A 21,993-nucleotide genomic window follows, 5' to 3' on the forward strand; every position below is an offset into this window, starting at 1 on the left:
CATGGCCAACGTGGTTCGCGCCGGGCGCCGTTCAGGGTTCGGGTTTGTCATTCTGTCCCTGTTCTCGGCCCTGTTTGCCGGTCCGCTCAAGTCGGAAGAGGCCTTCTTCCTCGGCGTCGACCATCGTGACGGCCTGCCCCAGGAGACGGTCGAAGCCGTTCTGCGTGATCGCAACGGCCTGCTCTGGATTGGCACCCAGGGCGGTCTGGCCCGCTGGGACGGGCATCGCATGCAGGTCTACCGGCGTGATCCCCGCGATGCCGGCAGTCTGCCGGGCAATCACATCCGTGCCCTGGCCGAGGACGCCAGGGGCCATATCTGGATTGCCACACTGAACGCCGGTCTTGCGGTGATCGACCCGCCGACCGGGCAGGTGCGTCGCCTCGGTGCGGCGGAGGGTCTTGCGAGTGATCGGGTCAGTGACCTGGTCGCCAGCGACGACGGGGAGTCTCTCTGGGTGGCCCATCCCGGTGCCGGCCTCAGCCGGGTGGATGTGAGACAGGGCCTTGCCCGTCCGGAACATCCCCGCGGTCTGCCGGAAGGGGCGGATATCCTTTCTCTCGCCAGCAGTCTTCACGGCCTCTGGATTGGCAGTGCGGATCGCCTCTATTTCCTCGCCAACGGTGCCGACATCCTTCAAGAGGTGTCACTTCAGGGCCGTGAAGAGCTGGGTGACTACCTGGCCATCAACGCCATCGAGGCCGGCTCCAGTGGGCCGGTGGTGGTCGCGGCCGCCAGCGGCCTGTGGCAGGGCCATTCCCCGGATGAGGTGTTTTCCGCCGTCACCCTGCAGGGCGCCGATGATTTCAGCCCGGCATTGACTGCCGTGCAACGGGATCACAGGGGCACGGTCTGGCTGGCTTCCCGCCACGGCCTCTGGCGGCTTGAACGCGGAGCGGATCAGGCCGAGCGCTACACCGCCGGCCATGGCCGTCTGCAGCTGCCGTCCGGTGCCCTGCGCAGCCTGCACCTGGACGCCCAGGGGCTGCTATGGGTAGGCAGCGAAAGCCAGGGCTTGTGGCGCCTGGTCCGTCCGCCCGCCGGCATTCGGGCCATCGGCCTGCAGGATAAGGGCACAGCGGTCGCCGTGTGGGCCGCTATCCATTGGCAGGGACGGCTATGGCTGGGGACGGATCGTCACGGTGTCGTCGCCGTGGACGAGCAGGGGCAGATTCAGGAGCGGCATCTCTTCGATGCCGCCGCCGGCCTGGGCGAGAATATCTGGGCCCTGGCAGGTGGCCGCGATGCGCTCTGGGTGGGAACCGAGGACATGGAAATCCACGCCATTGCCGGGACGGGGCGGCGTGCGCATCCGGCGGCCATGGCCGCGGTGGATATGGGGCGTGCCGCCGCCATCTGGGATCTCTTGGAAGATCGCCAGGGCCAGCTCTGGATCAGTACCAACGGTGACGGTTTGCACCGCTATGACCCCGCCAGTGGCGACCTTCAGGTCTGGCGGGCCAGCGGGGCCGATCGTCACGGCCTCACTGACGACCGTGTCACGCGCCTGCACGAGGATGGCGACGGTCGCCTCTGGGTGGGTACGGAGGGATCGGGTCTGTTCATGCTGGCCCCGGGAGAAGACCGCTTCCGCCACCTTGCTCCCTCGCCTCAGGGCCTGGTCGGCGGCATGGTGGAGGCCATCGCCCACGATCGCCGTGGCCGCATCTGGGTCGCCAGCTACGATGGTGGCGTGGCCCGGCTTGATCCCGACGGTCGCATTCATCATTTCGGTGTCGAACAGGGTCTGCCCAGTGACACGGCCATCGGCCTGGAGGTGGATGGCGAGGATCATGTCTGGGTCATGACCGACCTGGGTCTGGTCCGCATTACCCCCGAGGGGACGGTCCGTCCCTATGCCCTGGCCCAGGGTGTGCCGCCTCTGGTCATGCATGTGGGCGCCCACGCGACCCTGCCGGACGGGCCGGTTTTCGCCGGTGCCGATGGCCTGCTGCGCATTCAGCCGAACGCCCTTGTGGAAGATGGCGAGGAGGTGGCGCTGCGCATCACCGACCTGCGCATCATGGGAGAATCCATTCAGGCCCGGCCAGAGCTGATGCAGGACCAGCCGGCCTGGCCCCGGCAGGGTATTGAATTGAGGCATGACCAGCCGGCCCTGTCGCTGGATTTTGCCCTGCTCGACTTCCGGCACCCGGCGGCCCACCGCTATCGCTATCGCCTACACGGCCTGGACGAGAACTGGCAGTACAGCGGTGCTGACCGGGCGTTCGCCACCTACACCAACCTGGGCCCGGGTGACTATCGCTTCGAATTGCAGGCCCGGGGCAGCCAGGGTCAATGGCAGGAGCAGCAGCTGGTATTGCCCGTTCGCGTGCACCCGGCGCCCTGGCGTTCCCCGGCGGCGTTGATCGCCTACGCCTTGCTGGCCCTGCTTGTGCTGCTGGTGGGCCTCTGGCAATGGCGGCAGTGGCAGCGCCGCCGTGCTGTCCTTCAAAGGGAACGGGAGCAGCGGCAATGGGTTGAGCAGCTGCATGGCCTGGCCAGCCAGTTGGCGGAACCGGCGGATCGCCACACCCTGCTGCGTCGCTTCCTGGAAGGCCTTATGGCCCTGCTTCCGGTGGAGGCGGCACGGGTTCGCCTGGAGCGCAGTGGCCGGCTGCCGCCATTGAGTGTGGCCGCGGAACAGCCGGGTCATCCCCCTTTGAGCAGCGCGGATGCCAATGTGGCCGCCTTCGAGCTCAGAACCGGTCGGCGCCGTCTCGGGGAACTGCATGTGCGCCCGTCCGGCGGGCGCCCCCTGAGCCGGCGGGACAGGGCGGCATCGCTGGCGGCGGCGGATCAGGCTGCCCAGGCCATGGACATGTTCCTGCTGGTGGCGGAGGCGGATGCCGCCAACCGGGCCAAGTCCGCCTTTCTGGCCAAGCTCAGCCACGAGATTCGCACCCCCGTGAGCGGCATTCTCGGCCTCGCGGGACTGCTACTGCGGGAATCGCTCGAGCCCCGCAGTCGTGACTACGCTCAGGCCATCGACAGTGCCGGCCGGGGGTTGATGGCCATTCTCAGCGATATCCTGGATCACGCCCGCATCGAGGCCGGGCGCATGGAGATCCACCCGGCTCCCTTCCCGGTGATCCAGGCCGTGGAGGATACCGCGGCGCTGCATGCAGTGGCGGCCCGGGAGAAGGGTCTCCCCCTGTTGGTGCATGTCAGCCGTGATATCCCGGCCCGCATTGTCGGTGACGAAGTCCGCTTCCGGCAGATTCTGGGCAATCTGCTCAGCAATGCCGTGAAGTTCACCGAGACCGGTGCCATTACCGTGGAGCTGAAACGCCAGGATGCCGCCCGGCTCTGCCTGCGCGTCAGCGATACCGGCCCGGGCATGAGCGCGGAGGCAGTCTCCCGCCTGTTCCAGCCCTTCAGCCGTGCACCGGGCAGCACCGACATCGAGGGCAATGGCCTTGGCCTGGTGATCTGCCGGGAACTGGCGCGCCTGATGGGTGGGGAGATCAGCCTGGAGACCGACCCCGGCCAGGGCAGCTGTTTTACCGTCCTCTTTTCGGCCGAAAGTGACGACGGCGGCACCCGGGTCGAATCACGATCCAATCGCCCCATCTGCCTCAGCCTGCCGGATCATCCGGCCGGCGCCCTGTTCTGGCGACGTCTCAGCGAGGCCGGTCATATCCTGTTGACGCCCGACGATGCGGTCCCGGAGGACGCCCTGCATCTGCGCATGGATGCCAATGGCATCCGCTGCGAAAACATCACCCTTCAGGCGCCGGATTCGGACTGCATCGAATGGCCGGTTCGCGAAGCCCGTCTCGCTGAGTGGCTGGATCGCCTGAGTGGGCTGAAGGTGGATCCCGCCGCTGCGGCTGATCCGGTGCCTGACGCCAGGGAAGCGGGCAATGTCCGGCTGCTGCTGGCCGAGGACAATCCGGTCAACGCCCGGGTGGTGAGTGATGTGCTGGCGAATTCCGGATATCAGGTGGATGTGGTCGGCGATGGGCGGGCGGTACTGGAGCGTCTCGATCAGGAACGCTTTGATCTGGTCCTCATGGATCGCCACATGCCCCGACTGGATGGTCTGGCCACCACGCGCGCCATCCGTGCGGGGCGCCACCAGGGTCTGCGGGTGGTCGGCCTGACGGCGGCGGTGTCGTCTGAGGAACATGCCGAATGCCGGGCAGCCGGCATGGACGCGGTGGTGGTCAAGGATGGCGACCCCGGGCCCATGCTGCGTGCCATCCGGCAGGCACTGGCCCGAGAAGGTGGTGAGCCGGTCTGAGGTCTGAATGCGGGGCGGCCTCTGGCCGCCCCCGGTGCATCAGGGGCGGCTTCGCGCCGAACCCAGCCATTCGATGATCGGATCCCACTGCTCCCAGTCCCGGTAGGTCATGTAGGGTGCCATCTCCCACACCCCGATGCCGCGGTCATAGGCGCGCACATAATTCTGTGTGTCCCGCAGGGCGCCCACATAGGGCACGCGCTGTTTTTCGAGGAAGCGGTACAGGGAGGCGGTAATGCGGGTGTAATCCTTCGCCCGATTGCCCACCAGGGCGGCCTTGACCCGGTTGTACCGGGCATTGTCTTTCAGTTCCCGGATGAAACGGGTGGCCGCCTCCATGTCCACCGGCGAGGGCAGCACCGGAATCAGTACCGTCTCCGTGCGCCGCAGCAAATCCGTCAGTTCCGCACCCCGCGCCCCGGCCGGCGCATCCATGATCACGTAATCCGGCTGACCCACCCCTTGAAGGCCTTCCTCGTGGGCCACCAGGCCGCGAATCTCCGGCCACTTGTCTTCCCGGCGCCGCAGCCAGTCAAGACTCGACTCCTGCGGATCAAAATCCGCCAGCACCACATCGTATCCTTCACTGGCGTAATAGGCGGCGAGATTGGTCGCCAGGGTGGTCTTGCCCGAGCCACCCTTCGGGTTCAGAACCATGATCTGACGCATGCCGACTCCTTCAGCTGGTGTGAGCATTGGGCGTAAGTATAGGAGAGATGCCGCAAGGCGCGAGCTGGAAAACAGAAAGAAGGAGCAAGGAGCTAGGAGCTAGGAGCAAAAAGCAGAACTGCCAATAACCCCCTGTAGGCGCGGATTCATCCGCGCAATGGCCAAAATCCGCCGGACAACCATGATTCGTGTCCCGTCGAAACGGTATCACGGCGGGAATGGAGCCAACCGCCAGTTTCCCATTAGAGAATCAAACGTCGGATTCAGGCCATTGCGCGGATGAATCCGCGCCTACAGGGGGCCGAATCGCGCGGTGTGCAAGGTGATATCGAAAGGCCGATTACGATTACGCCCCCCCCTTCGGGGGCGTGACCGCCACCCTGCTATCATCACCTCCTATCCACCAGAACCGACCTTCTCAATCGGGGCAGCCTGACGTCATGCAATACAAAGACCTTCGAGATTTCATTCAACAGCTGGAGCAGCGGGGCGAGCTGCGGCGGGTTTCCTATCCGGTCAGCCCGGATCTGGAGATGACCGAAATCTGTGATCGCACCCTGCGGGCCGAGGGACCGGCGCTGCTGTTCGAGAATCCCGCCGCTCATGACATGCCGGTGCTGGGCAATCTCTTTGGCACCACCGGGCGGGTGGCCCTGGGCATGGGCGCGGAATCCATCGAATCCCTGCGCGAAATCGGCAGGCTGCTGGCCTTTCTCAAGGAGCCGGATCCCCCCAAGGGCATGCGGGATGCCTGGGAGAAGCTGCCGATCTTCCGCCAGGTGATGAACATGGCACCCAAGGTGGTGAAAAAGGCGCCCTGTCAGGCTCAGGTCTTCGAAGGGGAGGAGGTTGATCTGGGCCGCCTGCCCATCCAGACCTGCTGGCCCGGGGATGCCGGGCCCCTGATCACCTGGGGTCTGGTGACCACCCGCGGGCCGGATGGCGGGCGCCAGAACATGGGCATCTATCGTCAGCAGGTGATCGGCCGCAACCGGGTCATCATGCGCTGGCTGGGTCACCGGGGCGGGGCGCTGGACTTCCAGGCCTGGCAACAGGCCCATCCCGGCGAGCCCTTTCCCATCGCCGTCACCCTGGGCGCCGACCCGGCCACCATCCTGGCCGCCGTCACCCCGGTGCCGGATCGCCTCTCCGAGTACGCCTTTGCCGGCCTGCTGCGCGGTGCCAAGACCGAGCTGGTCAAGTGCATCGGCTCCGACCTTCAGGTGCCGGCCTCGGCGGAGATCGTGCTGGAGGGCCACATCCTTCCGGACGACATGGCCCCGGAGGGCCCCTTTGGCGATCACACGGGGTATTACAACGAGGTTGAGCGCTTCCCGGTCTTCACCATCGACCGCATCACCCAGCGTGAGAACCCCATCTACCACTCCACCTACACCGGCCGGCCACCGGATGAGCCGGCCGTGCTCGGTGTGGCCCTGAACGAGGTCTTCGTGCCCATCCTGCAGAAGACCTTTCCCGAGATCGTGGACTTCTACCTGCCACCCGAAGGCTGTTCCTACCGCATGGCGGTGATCAGCATGAAAAAGCAGTACCCGGGCCACGCCAAGCGGGTAATGATGGGCACCTGGTCCTTCCTGCGCCAGTTCATGTACACCAAGTTCGTTGTGGTGGTGGATGACGACGTCAATCCCCGCGACTGGAAGGATGTCATCTGGGCCATGACCACCCGCATGGACCCGGCCCGTGACACCGTGATGGTGGAGAACACCCCCATCGACTATCTGGACTTCGCCAGCCCCGTCTCCGGCCTGGGTTCCAAGATGGGCATGGACGCCACCAGCAAATGGCCCGGCGAAACCACCCGCGAATGGGGTCGCCCCATCCGCATGAGTGATGAGGTACGCCAGCGGGTCGACGAGATCTGGGGGCAGTTGGGGATTGAGTGAGTTTTGAGTACTGAGTTCTGAGTGCTGAGTGCTGAGTGCTGAGTGCTGAGTGCTGAGTGGGCCGTGCCGCTCGTAGTCGTAATCGTAATCGTAATCGTAATCGGCCTTTCCGAGTGAATCGCGAACCGTGAATCGTGAATCGGAGTGGGGCGGCAGGGGGCGCCGGGGCCCCCACTGGCAACAGCCCCGATCCTGCCCCCATAATGCTCCTTACACCCCTATCAGGGAGAGCCAGGGATGACGGAATTCGATAACCCGAGTCAGGATGAGATTGCCGCCCGTCTGGGGCGTACGCGCAAGATCGCCGTCGTGGGTATCTCGCCGAAGACGGATCGACCCAGCCACGGGGTGAGCGCGGCGCTGGCGCGCCTCGGCTTTGAGCTCACGGGGGTGCGCCCGGGGGCGGACGAGGTCATGGGCTTCCCCGCGGTGCCCACCCTGCGCGATCTGCCCGAGCCGGTGGACATGGCGGTGGTGTTTCGCCGGCCCGAGCATGTGGCCGAGGTGGTGGACGATGCCATCGAGGCCGGGGTGCCGGCCCTGTGGCTGCAGGACGGGGTGGTGGACGAGGCCGCCGCCCGGCGCGCCCGTGAGGCCGGTCTGTTCGTGGTCATGGACCGCTGCATCTATCGCGACGGGGTGCCGCTGATGCAGGCCCATCATGGCTGAAGGCCCTTCCCTCTTCGCCAACGGTCGGCCCTTCGTGAAAATGCAGGGTCTGGGCAATGACTTCGTGGTCTTTGACGCCGTGGACGAGCCCCTGCACCTGGAGCCGGCCCAGGTACGGCGTCTTGCCGACCGACGCTTTGGCATCGGCTGTGATCAGCTGCTGTTGCTGGAGGCGCCCCGGGATGGGGACAGCGACTTCCATTACCGTGTCTTCAATGCCGATGGCGGCGAGGTCAGCCAGTGCGGCAACGGCGCCCGCTGCGTGGCGCGCCTGGCCGTGGACAGCGGTCGCATCGCACCGGGGCCGGTGCGATTGGCCACCCGCGACGGCCTGATGGTGGCCGAAGTGGCGGCAGGGGGTGACATCCGCGTCAACATGGGCGTGCCGCGATTCTCCCCAAAGGATCTGCCGGCCCGTTTTCCCGATGCGCGCAATCCGGTGTCCCTGCCGCTGGCGGAGGGCAGCCTGGATCTGCACCTGGTGTCCATGGGCAATCCCCATGCGGTGATTCGCGTCGAGAACGTGGACGAGGCCCTGGTGGAAACCCTGGGGCGGGCGCTGGAAACCCATCCCGCCTTCCCCGAGCGGGTCAATGTGGGCTTCCTGGAGGTGCTGGACACCGCCCATGCCCGTCTGCGGGTCTGGGAGCGGGGGGCCGGCGAGACCCTGGCCTGCGGCAGCGGGGCCTGCGCGGCAATGGCCGCGGGCCGGCGGGCCGGCTGGTTCGGCCCGGAAGTGAAGATGGGGCTGCAAGGCGGAAATCTCGTGATAAGCTTTGAGTCAGACGGTGGGCCCTTGTGGATGCAGGGTCCGGCCGAGTATGTATTCAGGGGAAGTATTCGGCTATGAGCACCGAACGCAAACTGGGCAATGACGACAGCCAGACCGAAGAACAGGGTGTGGTTGAATTTCTCACCGCCCACCCCGACTTCTTCGACCGCCATCCCGAGCTGGTCGGGCGCCTGCGGGTTCCCCACGACAGCGGCAGCGCCATTTCCCTGGTGGAAAAGCAGGTGGCCGTCCTGCGCAAGCAGAATCGCCAGCTGGAGCGCCGCCTGGTGGACCTGGTGGACGTGGCCCGCAGCAATGACGGCCTGGTGGACCGCATGCACCACCTGGCCCTGGCCCTGGTCAACGCGGGTGATCGCCAGGAACTGCTGGCCGGCCTGGACGATGTCCTGCGCAGCCGTTTTGATGCCGATGAGGTGGTCATCTGCCTGTTCGAGCGTGAAGCGGAGGCGAATCTGTCGCCGGCGCGGATCGTGCATCCGGACGATGCGGGCCTGTCCGCCTTCCGCAACTTCCTTCGCAATGCCCGCCCCCAGCTCGGCCGCCTGGGTGTGGATCAGCTCCAGTTCCTGTTTGGTGACAAGGCCGAGGGCCGGGTCGGATCCGCCGCCCTCATTCCCCTGGGGCCCGGCAGCCGCCAGGGCCTGATTGCCGTGGGCAGCCGCAACAAGGATCATTTCACACCCACCCAGGGCACGGTCTTCCTGGAGCGCCTGGCCGAACTGGTAGCTGCCGCGCTGGACCGCGCCAGTGACGCCGCCCGGCATGACGGCCGCTGATTCCCTCCAGACCGAGCTAGACCGCTTCCTCGATTACATCGCCCAGGTTCGGCGACTGTCACCGCACACCGTCAGTGCCTATCGCCGCGACCTGGACAGCCTGCGCCAGTGGCTGGCAGGGCAGGGCGTGGAGGCCTGGGAGCGCGTGGACGCCCAGCACATGCGCCAGTGGGCCGCCGAGCAGCGTCGCAAGGGCATGGCCAGCAAGAGCATCCAGCGCCGCCTGTCCTCGGCGCGCAATCTCTTTCGCCACCTGATCCGCGATCGCCGCCTCGCCCACAACCCGGTGGCGGAAGTCAGTGCGCCCAAGGCACCCAAGCGCTTGCCGGCCACCCTCGACGCGGATCACCTCGGTGCCCTGCTGGAGATCCCCGACGAGGGGCCGCTGGCACGGCGTGACCGGGCCGTGATGGAGCTGTTCTACGGGGCCGGCCTGCGCCTGGCCGAGCTGGCCGGCCTCGACCTGCATGACCTGGATTTTGCCGAGGGCACGGTGCGAGTGACCGGCAAGGGCCAGAAAACCCGTATCGTGCCCATGGGGCGCAAGGCCATGGAGGCCCTGCGCGTCTGGCTCAAGGATCGGGCCGCCTTCGCCCGGCCGGAGGAAATCGCCCTGTTCCTGTCCCGACGGGGTGACCGCCTGAGCCACCGCAACATCCAGGCCCGCGTGCGTTACTGGTCACAGCGCATGGCCGTGGACACCCCGGTGTATCCCCACCTGCTGCGCCACAGCTTTGCCAGCCACCTGCTGGAGTCCTCCGGCGACCTGCGAGCAGTGCAGGAACTGCTCGGGCATGCCGACATCAGCACCACCCAGATCTACACCCACCTTGATTTCCAGCATCTCGCCCGCACATACGACAAGGCACACCCTCGGGCGCGGCGCCGCAAGACGGTAGAATAGCCGCCATCATTGAGGTCTTCGCCGGTCCCGGGAGGCTGCCGGCGGCCGTCCAATCCAGTTCAGGAGCCCATCATGGAGCAGTATCGCGGCACCACCGTGATCAGTATTCGACGCGGAACCGATGTGGCCATGGCCGGCGACGGTCAGGTCTCCCTCGGCAACACCATCATGAAGGGCAATGCCCGCAAGGTTCGCACTCTGCACGAGGGCAAGGTGCTGGCCGGTTTCGCCGGCGGTACGGCCGATGCCTTTACCCTGTTCGAACGCTTCGAGGGTCAGCTGCAGAAGCACGGTGGGAACCTCACCCGCGCCGCCGTGGAACTGGCCAAGGACTGGCGCACCGACCGCGCCCTGCGCCGTCTGGAAGCCCTGCTCTGCGTGGCCGACCGCGAGGCCTCCCTGATCATCTCCGGCAACGGCGATGTGATCGAACCGGAAGAGGGCATCATGGCCATCGGCTCCGGCGGCAGCTTCGCCCAGGCCGCCGCCCGCGCCCTGATCCACAACACCGACCTGTCCGCCGCCGACGTGGCAAAGAAGAGTTTGGAGATCGCGGCGGATATCTGTGTTTATACCAACAACAACATCGTTCTCGAGTCCTTAGACTGACTCGTTGTCGTTGTCGTTGTCGTTGTCGTTGTCGTTGTCGTTGTCGTTGTCGTAATCGGCATTTGAGCCAGCCAGAACCAGCGACTTACGAATTACGAGTGAAACCTTAAAGATCGGCACGGCACGATTTTCGTCTTTTAGCTCGCCGCTTCTTGCTCGAAGCTCGTAGCTGCTTTCGAAAAGCCGATTACGACAACGACTACGACAACGACAACGATGAAATGAACAAACACTGACTTCCTTCTGGAGTTTTAATGGCTACAACACCCCCCATGATGACCCCGCGCGAGATTGTCCAGGAGCTGGACCGTCACATCATCGGTCAGGAGCAGGCCAAGCGGGCGGTGGCCATTGCCCTGCGCAATCGCTGGCGCCGCATGCAGGTGGATGAAAAACTGCGCCCGGAAATCACGCCCAAGAACATCCTCATGATCGGCCCCACCGGCGTGGGCAAGACCGAGATCGCCCGGCGCCTGGCCAAGCTGGCCAATGCGCCCTTCGTGAAGGTGGAGGCCACCAAGTTCACTGAAGTGGGTTATGTGGGCCGGGAAGTGGATTCCATCATCAAGGACCTGGTGGATGCCTCCATCAAGATGACCCGCGAAGCGGCCATGGAGAAGGTGCGTTACCGGGCCGAGGAGGCCGCCGAGGAACGGGTGCTGGATGCGCTGCTGCCGCGTCCCCGCCCTCAGGGCTTCGCCAATGAGCCCCAGCCCCAGTCCGAAGTCAGTTCCGAAACCCGCGAGAAGTTTCGCCGCAAGCTGCGGGACGGGGAGCTGGATGAGCGCGAAATCGAAATCCAGGTGTCCGCCATGGGCCCCGGGGTGGAGATCATGGCCCCGCCCGGCATGGAAGAAATGACCAGTCAGCTACAGAGCATGTTCCAGAACATGGGTGGCGACAAGAAGCGCACCCGCAAGGTCCGCGTGCGGGAAGCCCTGCAACTGTTGACCGAGGAAGAAGCGGCCAGCATGATCAATGAGGAAGAGATCAAGCACGAGGCCATGGAGAATGTGGAGCAGAATGGCATCGTGTTCCTTGATGAGCTGGACAAGGTGGCTTCCGGTCACGAGCAGCGAGGCGGTGCCGATGTGTCACGGGAAGGCGTCCAGCGCGACCTGCTGCCCCTGGTGGAAGGTTGCGCCGTCCACACCCGTCACGGCCAGGTACGCACCGATCACATTCTGTTCATTGCCTCGGGTGCCTTCCACCTGTCCAAGCCTTCGGATCTGATTCCCGAACTGCAGGGCCGTCTGCCCATTCGTGTGGAACTGGAAGCACTCAATGCCGCCGACTTCGTGCGCATTCTGACCGAGCCCTCGGCGTCCCTGACCCGCCAGTATCGGGCCCTGATCGAAACCGAAGGCGTCACCGTCAACTTCACCGAAGATGGCGTCAGCCGCCTGGCCGAGATCGCCCATCAGGTCAACGAACGCACCGAGAACATCGGCGCCCGTCGCCTGCATACCGTGATGGAGCGTTTGCTGGAAACCCTCAGCTATGAGGCTTCCGACAAGAGTGGCAACACGGTGGATATCGATGCCGCTTATGTTGATGAGCATCTGGCGACCTTGGCGGTGGATGAGGATCTGTCGAGATACATCCTCTAAGCAGCCCCGGCCATCGTTATGCGTCTCATCCATGAGACTTACCCGTCCCGTTGGTCGGGGCCTCGCGCGGAGCGCGAGTTCAAATGCGTTCCAGACGCATTTGTGTCGTAGTCGTTGTCGTATTCGGCTTTTATTCAAGCCACGAGCGGCGAGTAGCGAGCTAGGAGCAAAACCATAAAAGCGGACACGGCGAGAGTTTTGTCTTTTAGCTCGCTGCTCGTTACTGCTTTCGAAAACCCGATTACGACAACGATAGCGACAACGACAACGATGAAAACCAATACCGGCAGACCGAGACCATGACGACCAGCACCCCCAAACCCACCAATCTCATCTACCACCGCCAGTCCCGCGACCTGGAAGTGGTCTTCAGCAATGGCGAAACCTTCCGCCTGCCGGCGGAATACCTGCGGGTGTATTCCCCCTCCGCCGAAGTCCGTGGTCACGGTGGCCCCATGATGCTCGTCACCGGCAAGGAGGAGGTGGCCATTGATCGGATCGAGCCGGTGGGTAACTACGCCGTGCGCCTGGTCTTCGACGACGGCCACGACTCCGGCCTTTACGGCTGGCAGTTCCTCTACGAAATGGGCCGCGACTTCGAGAAGAACTGGGCCGACTACAAGGAACGCATTGCCAAGGCCAGTCGCGGCGGGGTGGGGCGGCATCCCGGGAAATGATCGGGACCACGAAATGGACACGAAATGGACACGAGATAAAACCAAAAACCATTTAGCCGCGAGATGGACGCGAAATGGACGCTAGATGTGGGCCGTGCCTGATGAACCCCCGTGCTGCTTCGGAGGGGCCGTGCTCGAAGATGGGCAAAAGGTGGCTATAGGCACCGTAGGAGCGGATTTATCCGCGATGGCAATTTCTCGGTTGGCACGCCATCCTCTATAACCCCGCTGTAGGCGCGGATTCATCCGCGCAATGGCCGGAATCCGACGCCCCATTGTTTCCTGCTCTATCGGTGCTAATGCCAGCCCAGGCTGATCAGGCACAGAGACTCCGGGGAGGCCGCAGAGATACTTTATCTGTCGCCTCTGATCTTCTCTCGGAGCCCATCGGGCAGAAGGTCTGTTGCAATATCAGGGATGATCCTAGGCCCCCATTCCAGCACATTCAAATCTTCATCATGGAAGATCGTGAATAATCCGGGGCGCCCGGAAAAATAAAATCCCGGGCTTCTTAATGCTTCAGCGGAAACGACGATCGTGCCGTCTGCCTTGAAATAGCTCACATTGTATTGCGGATACTTGATGCCGTCGTTACCTGTCCTGGTCGCATTGATCATGTCCGCATAGTACTGGTTCAGGCCAGCACAGGTGAGTGCATGGTCATCGTCATCAAGAGGGTCGAGAAAATCCTCATTCTCCTCCGGAAGTGCCAAGGATTCGCCCGCCTTGTCTTCCAGGTAGCGGCGGAACTGATCTCCGGCGAACTCGAGGCCTCTCTCCGTGGCCTTGGGGCACAGGAAGTTCTCCTCCTGACCCGGCAGCATTGTCATATGTTCCACGGCTACCGCTGCACCCGACATCATCAAGGTGATCGCAGCCGCCGTGCCGGCAACGCCGTTCTTGGTGTTCAAGTTGGATGGGGCCATATCTGTCTGCCGAACTGGTCGATGCGTCGAGATTCGTTTTCAGGAGCATCAGCAATCGTGATATCCATGTAAACCGAGGTTACCAAATAGAGAATAAAACGGCAGCTGCAACCATTGCGCGGATAAATCCGCGCCTACAGGGGGTTTCGGTTTGGCGGCGTGCCAACCGAGAAATTGTCATCGCGGATAAATCCGCTCCCACGGTGCCTTTCGAAGGGCCACGCCATCTCCGAGCACGGCCCCTCCGAAGCAGCACGGCATCTCCCCAGGCACGGCCCCACATCTGCGTCCATCTGTGTTCATCTGTGGCCAATATTCTTTTCGGGTTTTATCTCGTGTCCATTTCGTGGTCCCAATCCCCCGCGCCCGCCCCGCCACACCCCCGAACCCGGCTACAAGTTGCTAGAATGAGCCCCCAGGTAAAGGAGGTCGTCATGGCCGAGCAGCGGCGCAGCACCACGGATTTCGGGTTTCAGGAGGTTCCGGTCGAGGAGAAGGCTCGCCGGGTGCGTGGCGTGTTCGATTCGGTGGCCGAGCGCTATGACCTGATGAACGATCTCATGTCCGGTGGCCTGCACCGGGTGTGGAAGGCCTTTACCCTGGCGCGCACCGGCCTGCGACCGGGTGATCGCGCCCTGGATCTGGCCGGTGGCACCGGCGATCTGACCCGGGGGCTGCTGCGCCAGGTGGGCGAGCAGGGCGAAGTGGTGCTGTCGGACATCAATGCCAGCATGCTCTCCCGTGGCCGCGACCGCCTGGTGGACGAGGGCGCCGATGATCGCCTCTCCGTGGTCCAGGCCAATGCCGAGGTGCTGCCCTTCCCCGACCGCCATTTCGACTGCGTGACCATCGCCTTTGGCCTGCGCAATGTCACCCACAAGGATCGTGCCCTGGCGGAGATGCATCGCGTCCTGCGCCCCGGTGGCCGCCTGCTGGTGCTGGAATTTTCCCGGCCCAATGACCTGATTCGGCCCTTCTACGACCTGTATTCGTTTCAGGTTTTGCCACGCCTGGGCGAATGGGTGGCCGGCGATGCCGACAGTTACCGTTATCTGGCCGAGTCCATCCGCAAGCACCCCGATCAGGCCACCCTGGGCGCCATGATGGAAACCGCCGGCTTTGCCCGGGTGGAATGGTTCAATCTGACCGGCGGGGTAGTGGCGCTGCATAGGGGCTATCGCGCCTAACGGGCGCTGGAGAACCAGCAGGGCCAATCGTAAACGTAATCGTAGTCGTAATCGGCTTTTCAGCCAACAGCATCGATTTACGAATTACGAGGAAAACCTCAAAAACCGGCACGGCGAGGTTTCCGATTTTTTTTGGCTCGCCGCTCGAACTGCTTTTAAAAAGCCGATTACGACTACGATTACGACTACGAGACAATCGACGAAATCCCTAGCTTTTCCTGTGAGGCCGTATGCAGATTCCAACCATCATCCTCAGCACCCTCGAGCGCAGCATCAATCGTGTATTGATGACGGCGGCCGGCGGGCAGGCGGCGATTCAGGGGCTGGATGGCAAGGTATTGGAGCTGCATTTGGATGACCTCGATGTGTCGGTCTGGATTGCCTCCAATGGTCGCAGCCTGCGCCTGTCCGCCGTGGATCCCGGGCATCGTGACCTGAAGCTGTCGGGGCGGTCGGTGGAAATGCTCAAGGCAGCGCTGGAAGGGCGAGCCGAAGGCCGTTTCCCCAGCGAAGTCAGCGTGGAAGGCGACATGGACACGGCACGTCAGGTGCAGCAGCTGCTCAAGGCGCTGGACCCGGACTGGGAAGAAGCCCTGGCCGGGGTAACCGGTGATGCGGTGGCCCGCGGCGTGGGTTCCGTGACCCGCCAGGGCCTGGCCTGGGGGCGGGAGACCGCTGACGTGCTGTCCCGCAATCTGGCCGAGTTTTTGCGTGACGAGCTGCGCCTGGTGCCGGACCGAAGCGAAGTGGAGGCCTACATGGACGCGGTGGATCAGCTGCGCGACGATGTGGAGCGTCTGGCCGCCCGTTTGGACCATTTCGGTGAGGGGCGCCGCTCTTGATTCGTCCACGTCATCTTCTTCGCTTGATTCACATCCAGTGGGTGCTGGTTCGCCACGGACTGGACGAGGTGCTGTTTGCCACCCGCGTGCTGCGTCCCTTCCGCTTCCTGCTGATCTTTGCGCCCTGGACCTGGTTCGGTCGTCGCAGGACACCGCGCGCTGTGCGCATCCGTCGTGCCCTGGAAGACCTGGGACCGATCTTCGTCAAGTTCGGCCAGATGCTGTCCACCCGCCGCGATCTCCTGCCCCCGGACATCGCCGATGAACTGGCACGCCTGCAGGATCGGGTACCGCCCTTTCCGGGCGAGCAGGCACGCCGCATCATCGAGGACGCCTGGGAGCAGCCCATTGATGCGGTGATGGATCACTTTGACGAAACCCCGCTGGCCTCGGCCTCCATCGCCCAGGTTCACACGGCCAGCCTGCGGGGCGGCATGGACGTGGTGATCAAGGTTCTGCGGCCGGGCATCGAAGGCATGATCCGCCGCGACATTGCGCTCATGTATCTCATTGCCCATCTCGCCCAGCGCTACTGGAGCGAGGGGCCACGATTGCGGCCGGTTGAAGTGGTCAGTGAGTACGAGAAGACCATCATCGACGAGCTCGATCTGATGCGGGAAGCGGCCAACGCCTCCCAGCTGCGTCGCAACTTCGAAGGTTCGAGCGTTCTCTACATTCCCGAGGTGGAATTCCTGCTGTCCCAGCGCAATGTCATGGTGATGGAACGCATCAACGGCATTCCCATCAGCCACACCGAACGCCTGAAGGAAGCCGGCGTCGACATGAAGATCCTGTCGGAGCGTGGTGTCGAGATTTTTTTCACCCAGGTCTTTCGAGACAATTTTTTCCACGCCGACATGCATCCCGGCAACATCTTCGTGGACGTCCGCCACCCGGCCGACCCGAAATACCTGGCCGTGGATTTCGGCATCGTCGGCACACTTAATCCACGGGATCAGCATTACCTGGCGGAGAATTTTCTCGCTTTCTTCAACCGGGATTACCGGCGTGTGGCCGAGCTGCATGTGGAGTCCGGCTGGGTACCGCCACATACCCGGGTGGATGAATTCGAATCCGCCATCCGCACGGTTTGCGAACCCATCTTTGATCGGCCCCTGAAAGACATCTCCTTCGGCAAGCTCCTGCTACGGCTTTTCCAGACCGCCCGGCGTTTCGAGATGGAGGTGCAGCCCCAGTTGGTGCTACTGCAGAAGACTCTGCTCAATATCGAGGGCCTGGGTCGGGAGCTCTATCCGGATCTGGATCTGTGGCAGACCGCCAAGCCCTTCCTGGAAAACTGGATGCGTGAGCAGATCGGGCCGCAGGCCGTGTTTGCCCGTTTCCGCAAGTCCCTGCCAGAGCTGGGCGATGCCCTGCACCGGGTGCCCGTTCTGGCCGACAAGGTGCTGACCCGAATGGAAAACGGCGAGCTGGATTTTGCCGCCCACAGCCGCCAGCTCACCGACATGCAGCGGGATTCCCGGCGTCAGCACCGTGCCACCCGGGCCGTCATCGGCGGTGGCAGCCTGCTGGTGGCGGCCGGCTTCACCCTGGGCACATTACCGCTGTGGGCCACGGTCGGCGGCGCCTCACTGGGTGGCGTGCTGCTGCTGTTCGGTCTCTACCGCGGCGAAAAATAGGAAAGAGGACAACACCATGTGGCGACCCCAACCCCGCACCATACTGATCATCGGCATTGTCATCGCCGTACTCTTCGTTTTGGCACGCGTTGGAAGTACCTGGTAAGGCGAAAGACGCCGAGAAATGGACGCTAAATGCACGCGAATGTGGGGCCGTGCTTTCAGTGATCCCGTGCTGCTTCGGAGGGGCCGTGCCTGACGATGGCGTGAAAGATATTGACCACGAAATGAACACGAGATGAGGCCTGGCACGGCGGGTGCTGACGGCTACCTGTGGGAGGGACGCCCCCCATTTAGTGTGCATCTCGTGTTCCCAACCCCGTGCCATCCGCCGGCACGGTCTCTCCGAAGCAGCACGGCATCACCGAACGCACGGCCCCCATCTGCGTCCATCCGTGTCCATCTGTGGCTAATTAAGTCTTTCAGGTTTTATCTCGCGTGCATTTCGCGTCCATTTCGCGGCGCTTTTCCCTTCAACGCTGCAGGCGCGCCTCCACTTCATCGCGCTTCTTCCTGCCCACGAGCTGTTCGATCAGATGCAGGGCGAAGTCCATGGCCGTGCCCGGGCCGCGGGAGGTGATGACCTTGCCGTCCTGGACGACGGGGTCCTCCAGGTAGTCACCCACCTGGTCGGCGGTATCGTCGAGGAAACCGGGGAAGCTGGTGGCCTTTCGGCCCTTGAGCAGGCCGGCGGAGGCCAGCACCTTGGGGGCGGCGCAGATGGCGGCGGTGAACTTGCCGGAATCGGCCATCCGCTTGAGCAGCTCATCGACGCGATTGTCTTCCTGCAGATGGCTGGCACCGGGCATGCCGCCTGGCAGCACCACCATGTCAAAGTCATGATTCAGGGCTTCATCCAGGCCCATGTCCACGCCCAGGCGAATGCCGTGACTGCCGGTGACCGCGGTATTGTCGAGGCTGGCCACCACCACCTTGATGCCGCCACGGCGGAGCAGGTCGATGACCGTGACCGCCTCCAGTTCTTCACAGCCCTCCGCCAGCGGAACGAGTACCTGTTTGCTCATCGTCTTCCCCCTCGCTGAGTCGAATTGCGGCTGATACATCCCCGTCTTCGCCGATGCCGAGCAACTCCCGCATGGGAATCAGCCTGACACCGGTTTCCGTTTCGAGCCAGGGCAGGCGTCGCTGCAATACCTCAAGGGTTTCCGGATAGGGGTGGCCGATCACCACCGCCTGCCCGGTGATGTGCGCGATTCGGATGGCGCGATCCAGTTCCGCTTCGATCATCTCCACATCGCGCACCGCATCCAGAAACACATCCCGGGCGCCGGCTGGAACGGAGTGTTCCCGGGCAATGTCCAGGGCCACGCTGTCGGCCGTGGTTCGGCTGTCGACGAAGAACAGGCCGGCTTCCTGCAGCTCTTCCATCAACCAGGCCATGGCGCCGGGATGTCGGGTGAGCAGACTGCCCATGTGGTTGTTGACGCCCAGGGCCCCGGGCACCGAGGCCAGGCTGGCACGAAAGGTGGCACGGAAGGTGGGCTCATCCATGTCCATTTTCAGCCGGCCGGGGCCGAGCAGTTCATTGCGGGCCACCGCCTGCAGGGGAATGTGTAGCATCACCTCGTGCCCGTTGTCGCGGCAATGCCCCGCGAGGCGACGTGCGTGGGGTGTGTGGGGCAGAATGGCGCAGCTCAGTGGCACCGGCAGATCGGCCATGCCGATATCCAGGTCGATGCGATCCCCGAGATCGTCGATGATCAGGGCCAGACGAGGACTGTCCGCGGCCACCGGGACCGCGGACAGGAGCCATGTGAAACCGAAAAGAAGCGAAAGCGCTGTTGCCTTCACCGTCCCTCCGCCAGCTGACTTCGATTGAGGCCGCGCAGGACGCGCAGGGCTTCGCCCAGCTCCGCGTCATCCCCGTGGGCGGTGCTGTCCGGTTCCATCCCTCGCATCCATGCCGACATGGCCTTCTCACCCTGACGCGCGTCTTCACGCGGCGTGGCCTCGCCGTCACGCACCGTCAGATCGGGATGAACGCCCTGACCTTCAATGGCGCGACCGGACGGCGTCATGTAACGCGAAGTGGTCAACTTCATGGCGGAATTGTCCGGCAGCGGCATGATGGTCTGTACCGAACCCTTGCCGAAGGAGGTAGCCCCCATGACCACCGCGCGGTCATGGTCCTGCAGGGCGCCGGCGACGATCTCAGAGGCAGAGGCGCTACCCCGGTTGACCAGCACCACGATGGGCGCCCCCAGCATGATGTCGCCGCGTGATGCTTCGCGGGTGAAGCGGGCACTGCGGGTACGGCCTTCGGCACTGACGATCAGCCCTTCTTCCAGGAACAGGTCGGCGACTTCCACGGCGCCCCGCAGAATCCCGCCGGGATTGTTGCGCATGTCCAGGATGAGGCCGTTCAGGTGCCCGCCGTTCTCGGTGGTCATGGTGCCGATGGCCTCCCGGGTCTGGCGGCCCACCTGATCACGGAAGTGGGTGATGTTCACGTAGCCGATGCCCGGCTCCAGCAATTCATGACGTACGCTGCGGGTCTGGATGCGTTCCCGTACCAGTTCCACATCACGGGTTTCGGTCTCACCCTGCGGGAGAATGCCGAGCACGATGCGGCTGCCGGGCTCGCCTCGCATCAGCCGCACGGCCTCGTTCAGACTCAGCCCTTCCAGGCTGTCACCGTCCACGCTCAGGATGCGGTCACCGGCCTTGAGACCGGCCCGGGAGGCCGGTGTGTCCGCGATCGGGGCAATCACGGTAACCACGCCATCTTCCTGGGTCACTTCCAGTCCCAGGCCGCCATAGCGGCCGGAGGTGCCTTCCTGCATTTGGCGGAATTCCTCGGGATCCAGGAAGGCGGAATGATCATCCAGGCCCGAAAGCAGACCGCGAATGGCATGCTCCATCAGCTCCCGGTCATCGATGGGCTCCACATAGCCCTGACGCACACGCTCCAGCACTTCCGCCAGCATGCGGGCCTGTTCATAGGGAAGTTCGGCCGTGCGTTCACGGTCGGCCAGAACCCCGTGGGTCACGGAGACCAGGCTTCCGAGGAGGAAGCCCATCACCAGGACCAGGCCGGTACGGGCCTTGATGGACAGTGGATTCATTCGTTGCTCCGAGTCTTTGGCGTAATCAACACGCCCTTGTCACCTGATCTTACAGCGGCGGGCGATGGTCGCAAAGATTGGACTGCGCCGGCGATGCAGGGTTTCAGGCGGGGCCAGGGTCACTGGCGACCACAGAGATGCGTGGCGTCGAGTTGGCGACAGATGGGCCGCTAGCGATTGCGCAGCCAGCGATGCGGGTTGACCGGCTCGCGCCCGTTGCGGATCTCGAAATAGAGGCTGCTGGCGTCCCGCCCCCCGCTGTCACCCACACTGGCGATGACATCACCGGCATCCACCCAGTCCCCCACATCCTGATAGACCGCCTGATTGTGGCCGTAAAGACTCAGCCAGCCGTCGCCGTGGTCGATGATGAGGATCAGGCCATAATGCTGCAGCCAGCCGGAATAGGCCACGCGGCCATGGGAGACGGCGCGTACCTCGCTGCCGGCGCTGGCATCGATCACCATGCCACGCCAGCGCATGCGCCCACCGGCCCGGTCGTCATTGAAGCGACGGCTGACACGCCCCTCGGTCGGCCATGGCAGTTGCCCGCGCAGCTCGCCGAAAGGCCGTCCTTCGTGAAGCCGCGAGGGAATGTCTCCGAGCGTGTCCTGCAGGGAACGAATCAGTCGCTGGAGCTCGGCTTCGTCTTCCTCCAGGCGGGTCAGGCGCTGCCCCCGGTCCCGCAGCCGCTCCTCGATCCGCGCCACGGCGGCTTCCCGGTTCTCCCTTGTGGCTTCCATGGCATCCAGGGACTGGCGCTGGCGCGCTCTTGCCTGTGCCAGGTCATCCAGGGTCTCGTCCACGGCATCGGCCAGGCGTGCCAGTTCCCGGACATGTTCGGCGATCCGGCTGATGCGTTCGGTGCGGGCCCGGTTGAGATAGTCGTAATACACCAGCATGCGGCCAAAGGCGGCCGGGTCTTCCTGATTCAGCAACAATTTGATCTGTTCTTCCCGCCCGGTGCGATAGGCTCCCTGGATCTGTCGGGCGAGCGCATCCCGTTCCTGCTCGATGTCCCGTTCCCGTTCTCCGCGCTCCTGGCGCAAGGCGTTCAGGCGTTCCTCGTGGCGGCGAATGTCCCGCTCGGTCTGGCGCAGTTCGCGTCCCAGGCGGCCCACTTCCTCTTCTGCTGCCCGCAGCGCCTCGGAAGCGGAATCCCGCTGTCCCCGTTCCCGTTCCAGGGTCTGGCGCAGCTCATTGATGCGCTCCTGCAGGGCCTCAAGCTCCGCCTGGCGCTGGACGGCTTCATCCTGCGCCAACACCGACACCGGCAGGGCCGTCAGCAGGCACAGAAGCAAAAGCATCGATGAAAGGCGCCGGATGGGCATGGGAAAACCGGGTGCGCTCGCTGTGGTTCAGGGTTGCCGGGTATTGGAGCATACGGTGGGGGGGAATGGGAGGGGGGCACCCGCACTCGATTCGACACGGCACCCTCATCGTTGTCGTTGT

18 protein-coding genes are annotated in these 21,993 nt (G+C 64.0%); 12 read left to right on the forward strand and 6 right to left on the reverse strand.

The annotated features are described in order from the left end of the window. Position 1: 1 nt before the first annotated feature. Positions 2–4,246, forward strand: coding sequence for a hybrid sensor histidine kinase/response regulator (locus tag RBH19_RS08180; RefSeq protein WP_306728341.1), 4,245 nt, complete (start codon positions 2–4; stop codon positions 4,244–4,246). A 39-nt stretch (positions 4,247–4,285) separates the two neighbouring features. Here RBH19_RS08180 and RBH19_RS08185 read toward each other — a convergent pair whose 3' ends face one another. Continuing rightward, positions 4,286–4,915: a nucleotide-binding protein gene (locus RBH19_RS08185; protein ID WP_306728342.1), complete on the reverse strand. Its 630-nt coding sequence runs from the start codon at positions 4,913–4,915 to the stop codon at positions 4,286–4,288. Between the two features lie 440 nt (positions 4,916–5,355). Between RBH19_RS08185 and ubiD the strand changes: the two genes are divergently transcribed. The 8 genes from ubiD (at position 5,356) to RBH19_RS08225 (ending at position 12,860) form a co-directional block, all read left to right on the forward strand. Beyond that, a complete protein-coding gene (gene ubiD / locus RBH19_RS08190) occupies positions 5,356–6,822 on the forward strand; it encodes a 4-hydroxy-3-polyprenylbenzoate decarboxylase (protein ID WP_306728343.1) in 1,467 nt (488 codons plus the stop codon). A 237-nt stretch (positions 6,823–7,059) separates the two neighbouring features. Then, positions 7,060–7,491, forward strand: a complete 432-nt coding sequence (locus tag RBH19_RS08195) for a CoA-binding protein (protein ID WP_306728344.1) — start codon at positions 7,060–7,062, stop codon at positions 7,489–7,491. After that, positions 7,484–8,341 carry a diaminopimelate epimerase gene (gene dapF, locus RBH19_RS08200; protein WP_306728345.1) on the forward strand — a complete coding sequence of 286 codons (858 nt, stop codon included), beginning with the start codon at positions 7,484–7,486 and terminating at the stop codon, positions 8,339–8,341. The genes RBH19_RS08195 and dapF overlap by 8 nt, the downstream gene beginning before the upstream one ends. Further along, positions 8,338–9,060: a DUF484 family protein gene (locus RBH19_RS08205; RefSeq protein ID WP_306728346.1), complete on the forward strand. Its 723-nt coding sequence runs from the start codon at positions 8,338–8,340 to the stop codon at positions 9,058–9,060. Before dapF ends, RBH19_RS08205 begins: the two co-directional genes overlap by 4 nt. Continuing rightward, entirely contained in the window at positions 9,047–9,964 is a 918-nt protein-coding gene (gene xerC / locus RBH19_RS08210; RefSeq protein ID WP_306728347.1) for a tyrosine recombinase XerC, read from the forward strand. The genes RBH19_RS08205 and xerC overlap by 14 nt, the downstream gene beginning before the upstream one ends. A 72-nt stretch (positions 9,965–10,036) precedes the next feature. Further along, on the forward strand, positions 10,037–10,573 hold the full coding sequence (gene hslV, locus RBH19_RS08215) for an ATP-dependent protease subunit HslV (protein ID WP_306728348.1): 537 nt from the start codon (positions 10,037–10,039) through the stop codon (positions 10,571–10,573). A 254-nt stretch (positions 10,574–10,827) separates the two neighbouring features. Beyond that, a complete protein-coding gene (hslU, locus tag RBH19_RS08220) occupies positions 10,828–12,183 on the forward strand; it encodes an ATP-dependent protease ATPase subunit HslU (protein ID WP_306728349.1) in 1,356 nt (451 codons plus the stop codon). 299 nt (positions 12,184–12,482) lie between these two features. Beyond that, positions 12,483–12,860, forward strand: coding sequence for a gamma-butyrobetaine hydroxylase family protein (locus tag RBH19_RS08225; protein WP_306728350.1), 378 nt, complete (start codon positions 12,483–12,485; stop codon positions 12,858–12,860). 353 nt (positions 12,861–13,213) lie between these two features. Here the strand turns inward: RBH19_RS08225 and RBH19_RS08230 are convergent, their stop codons facing one another. Next, on the reverse strand, positions 13,214–13,786 hold the full coding sequence (locus tag RBH19_RS08230; protein ID WP_306728351.1) for a hypothetical protein: 573 nt from the start codon (positions 13,784–13,786) through the stop codon (positions 13,214–13,216). Positions 13,787–14,220: 434 nt separating this feature from the next. On the opposite strand from RBH19_RS08230, the gene ubiE reads away from it, so the two are divergent. The 3 genes from ubiE (at position 14,221) to ubiB (ending at position 17,455) form a co-directional block, all read left to right on the forward strand. After that, positions 14,221–14,973, forward strand: a complete 753-nt coding sequence (ubiE, locus tag RBH19_RS08235; RefSeq protein ID WP_306728352.1) for a bifunctional demethylmenaquinone methyltransferase/2-methoxy-6-polyprenyl-1,4-benzoquinol methylase UbiE — start codon at positions 14,221–14,223, stop codon at positions 14,971–14,973. 230 nt (positions 14,974–15,203) lie between these two features. Beyond that, positions 15,204–15,815, forward strand: a complete 612-nt coding sequence (locus RBH19_RS08240) for a ubiquinone biosynthesis accessory factor UbiJ (RefSeq protein ID WP_306728353.1) — start codon at positions 15,204–15,206, stop codon at positions 15,813–15,815. Beyond that, positions 15,812–17,455, forward strand: a complete 1,644-nt coding sequence (ubiB, locus tag RBH19_RS08245; protein ID WP_306728354.1) for a ubiquinone biosynthesis regulatory protein kinase UbiB — start codon at positions 15,812–15,814, stop codon at positions 17,453–17,455. The genes RBH19_RS08240 and ubiB overlap by 4 nt, the downstream gene beginning before the upstream one ends. A 473-nt stretch (positions 17,456–17,928) precedes the next feature. Here ubiB and RBH19_RS08250 read toward each other — a convergent pair whose 3' ends face one another. From RBH19_RS08250 to RBH19_RS08265, 4 genes are all read right to left on the reverse strand, one after another. Further along, on the reverse strand, positions 17,929–18,480 hold the full coding sequence (locus RBH19_RS08250; RefSeq protein ID WP_306728355.1) for a DJ-1 family glyoxalase III: 552 nt from the start codon (positions 18,478–18,480) through the stop codon (positions 17,929–17,931). Beyond that, positions 18,440–19,267: a divergent polysaccharide deacetylase family protein gene (locus tag RBH19_RS08255; protein WP_306728356.1), complete on the reverse strand. Its 828-nt coding sequence runs from the start codon at positions 19,265–19,267 to the stop codon at positions 18,440–18,442. Before RBH19_RS08255 ends, RBH19_RS08250 begins: the two co-directional genes overlap by 41 nt. Next, entirely contained in the window at positions 19,264–20,532 is a 1,269-nt protein-coding gene (locus RBH19_RS08260; protein ID WP_374728967.1) for a S41 family peptidase, read from the reverse strand. Before RBH19_RS08260 ends, RBH19_RS08255 begins: the two co-directional genes overlap by 4 nt. A 179-nt stretch (positions 20,533–20,711) precedes the next feature. Next, the gene (locus RBH19_RS08265; RefSeq protein ID WP_306728358.1) at positions 20,712–21,848 is read right to left on the reverse strand and encodes a murein hydrolase activator EnvC family protein; all 1,137 of its coding nucleotides are present in this window, start codon (positions 21,846–21,848) and stop codon (positions 20,712–20,714) included. Between the last annotated feature and the right edge of the window lie 145 nt (positions 21,849–21,993).

It is taken from the genome of Natronospira bacteriovora (genome assembly GCF_030848495.1).
Classification (GTDB): domain Bacteria; phylum Pseudomonadota; class Gammaproteobacteria; order Natronospirales; family Natronospiraceae; genus Natronospira; species Natronospira bacteriovora.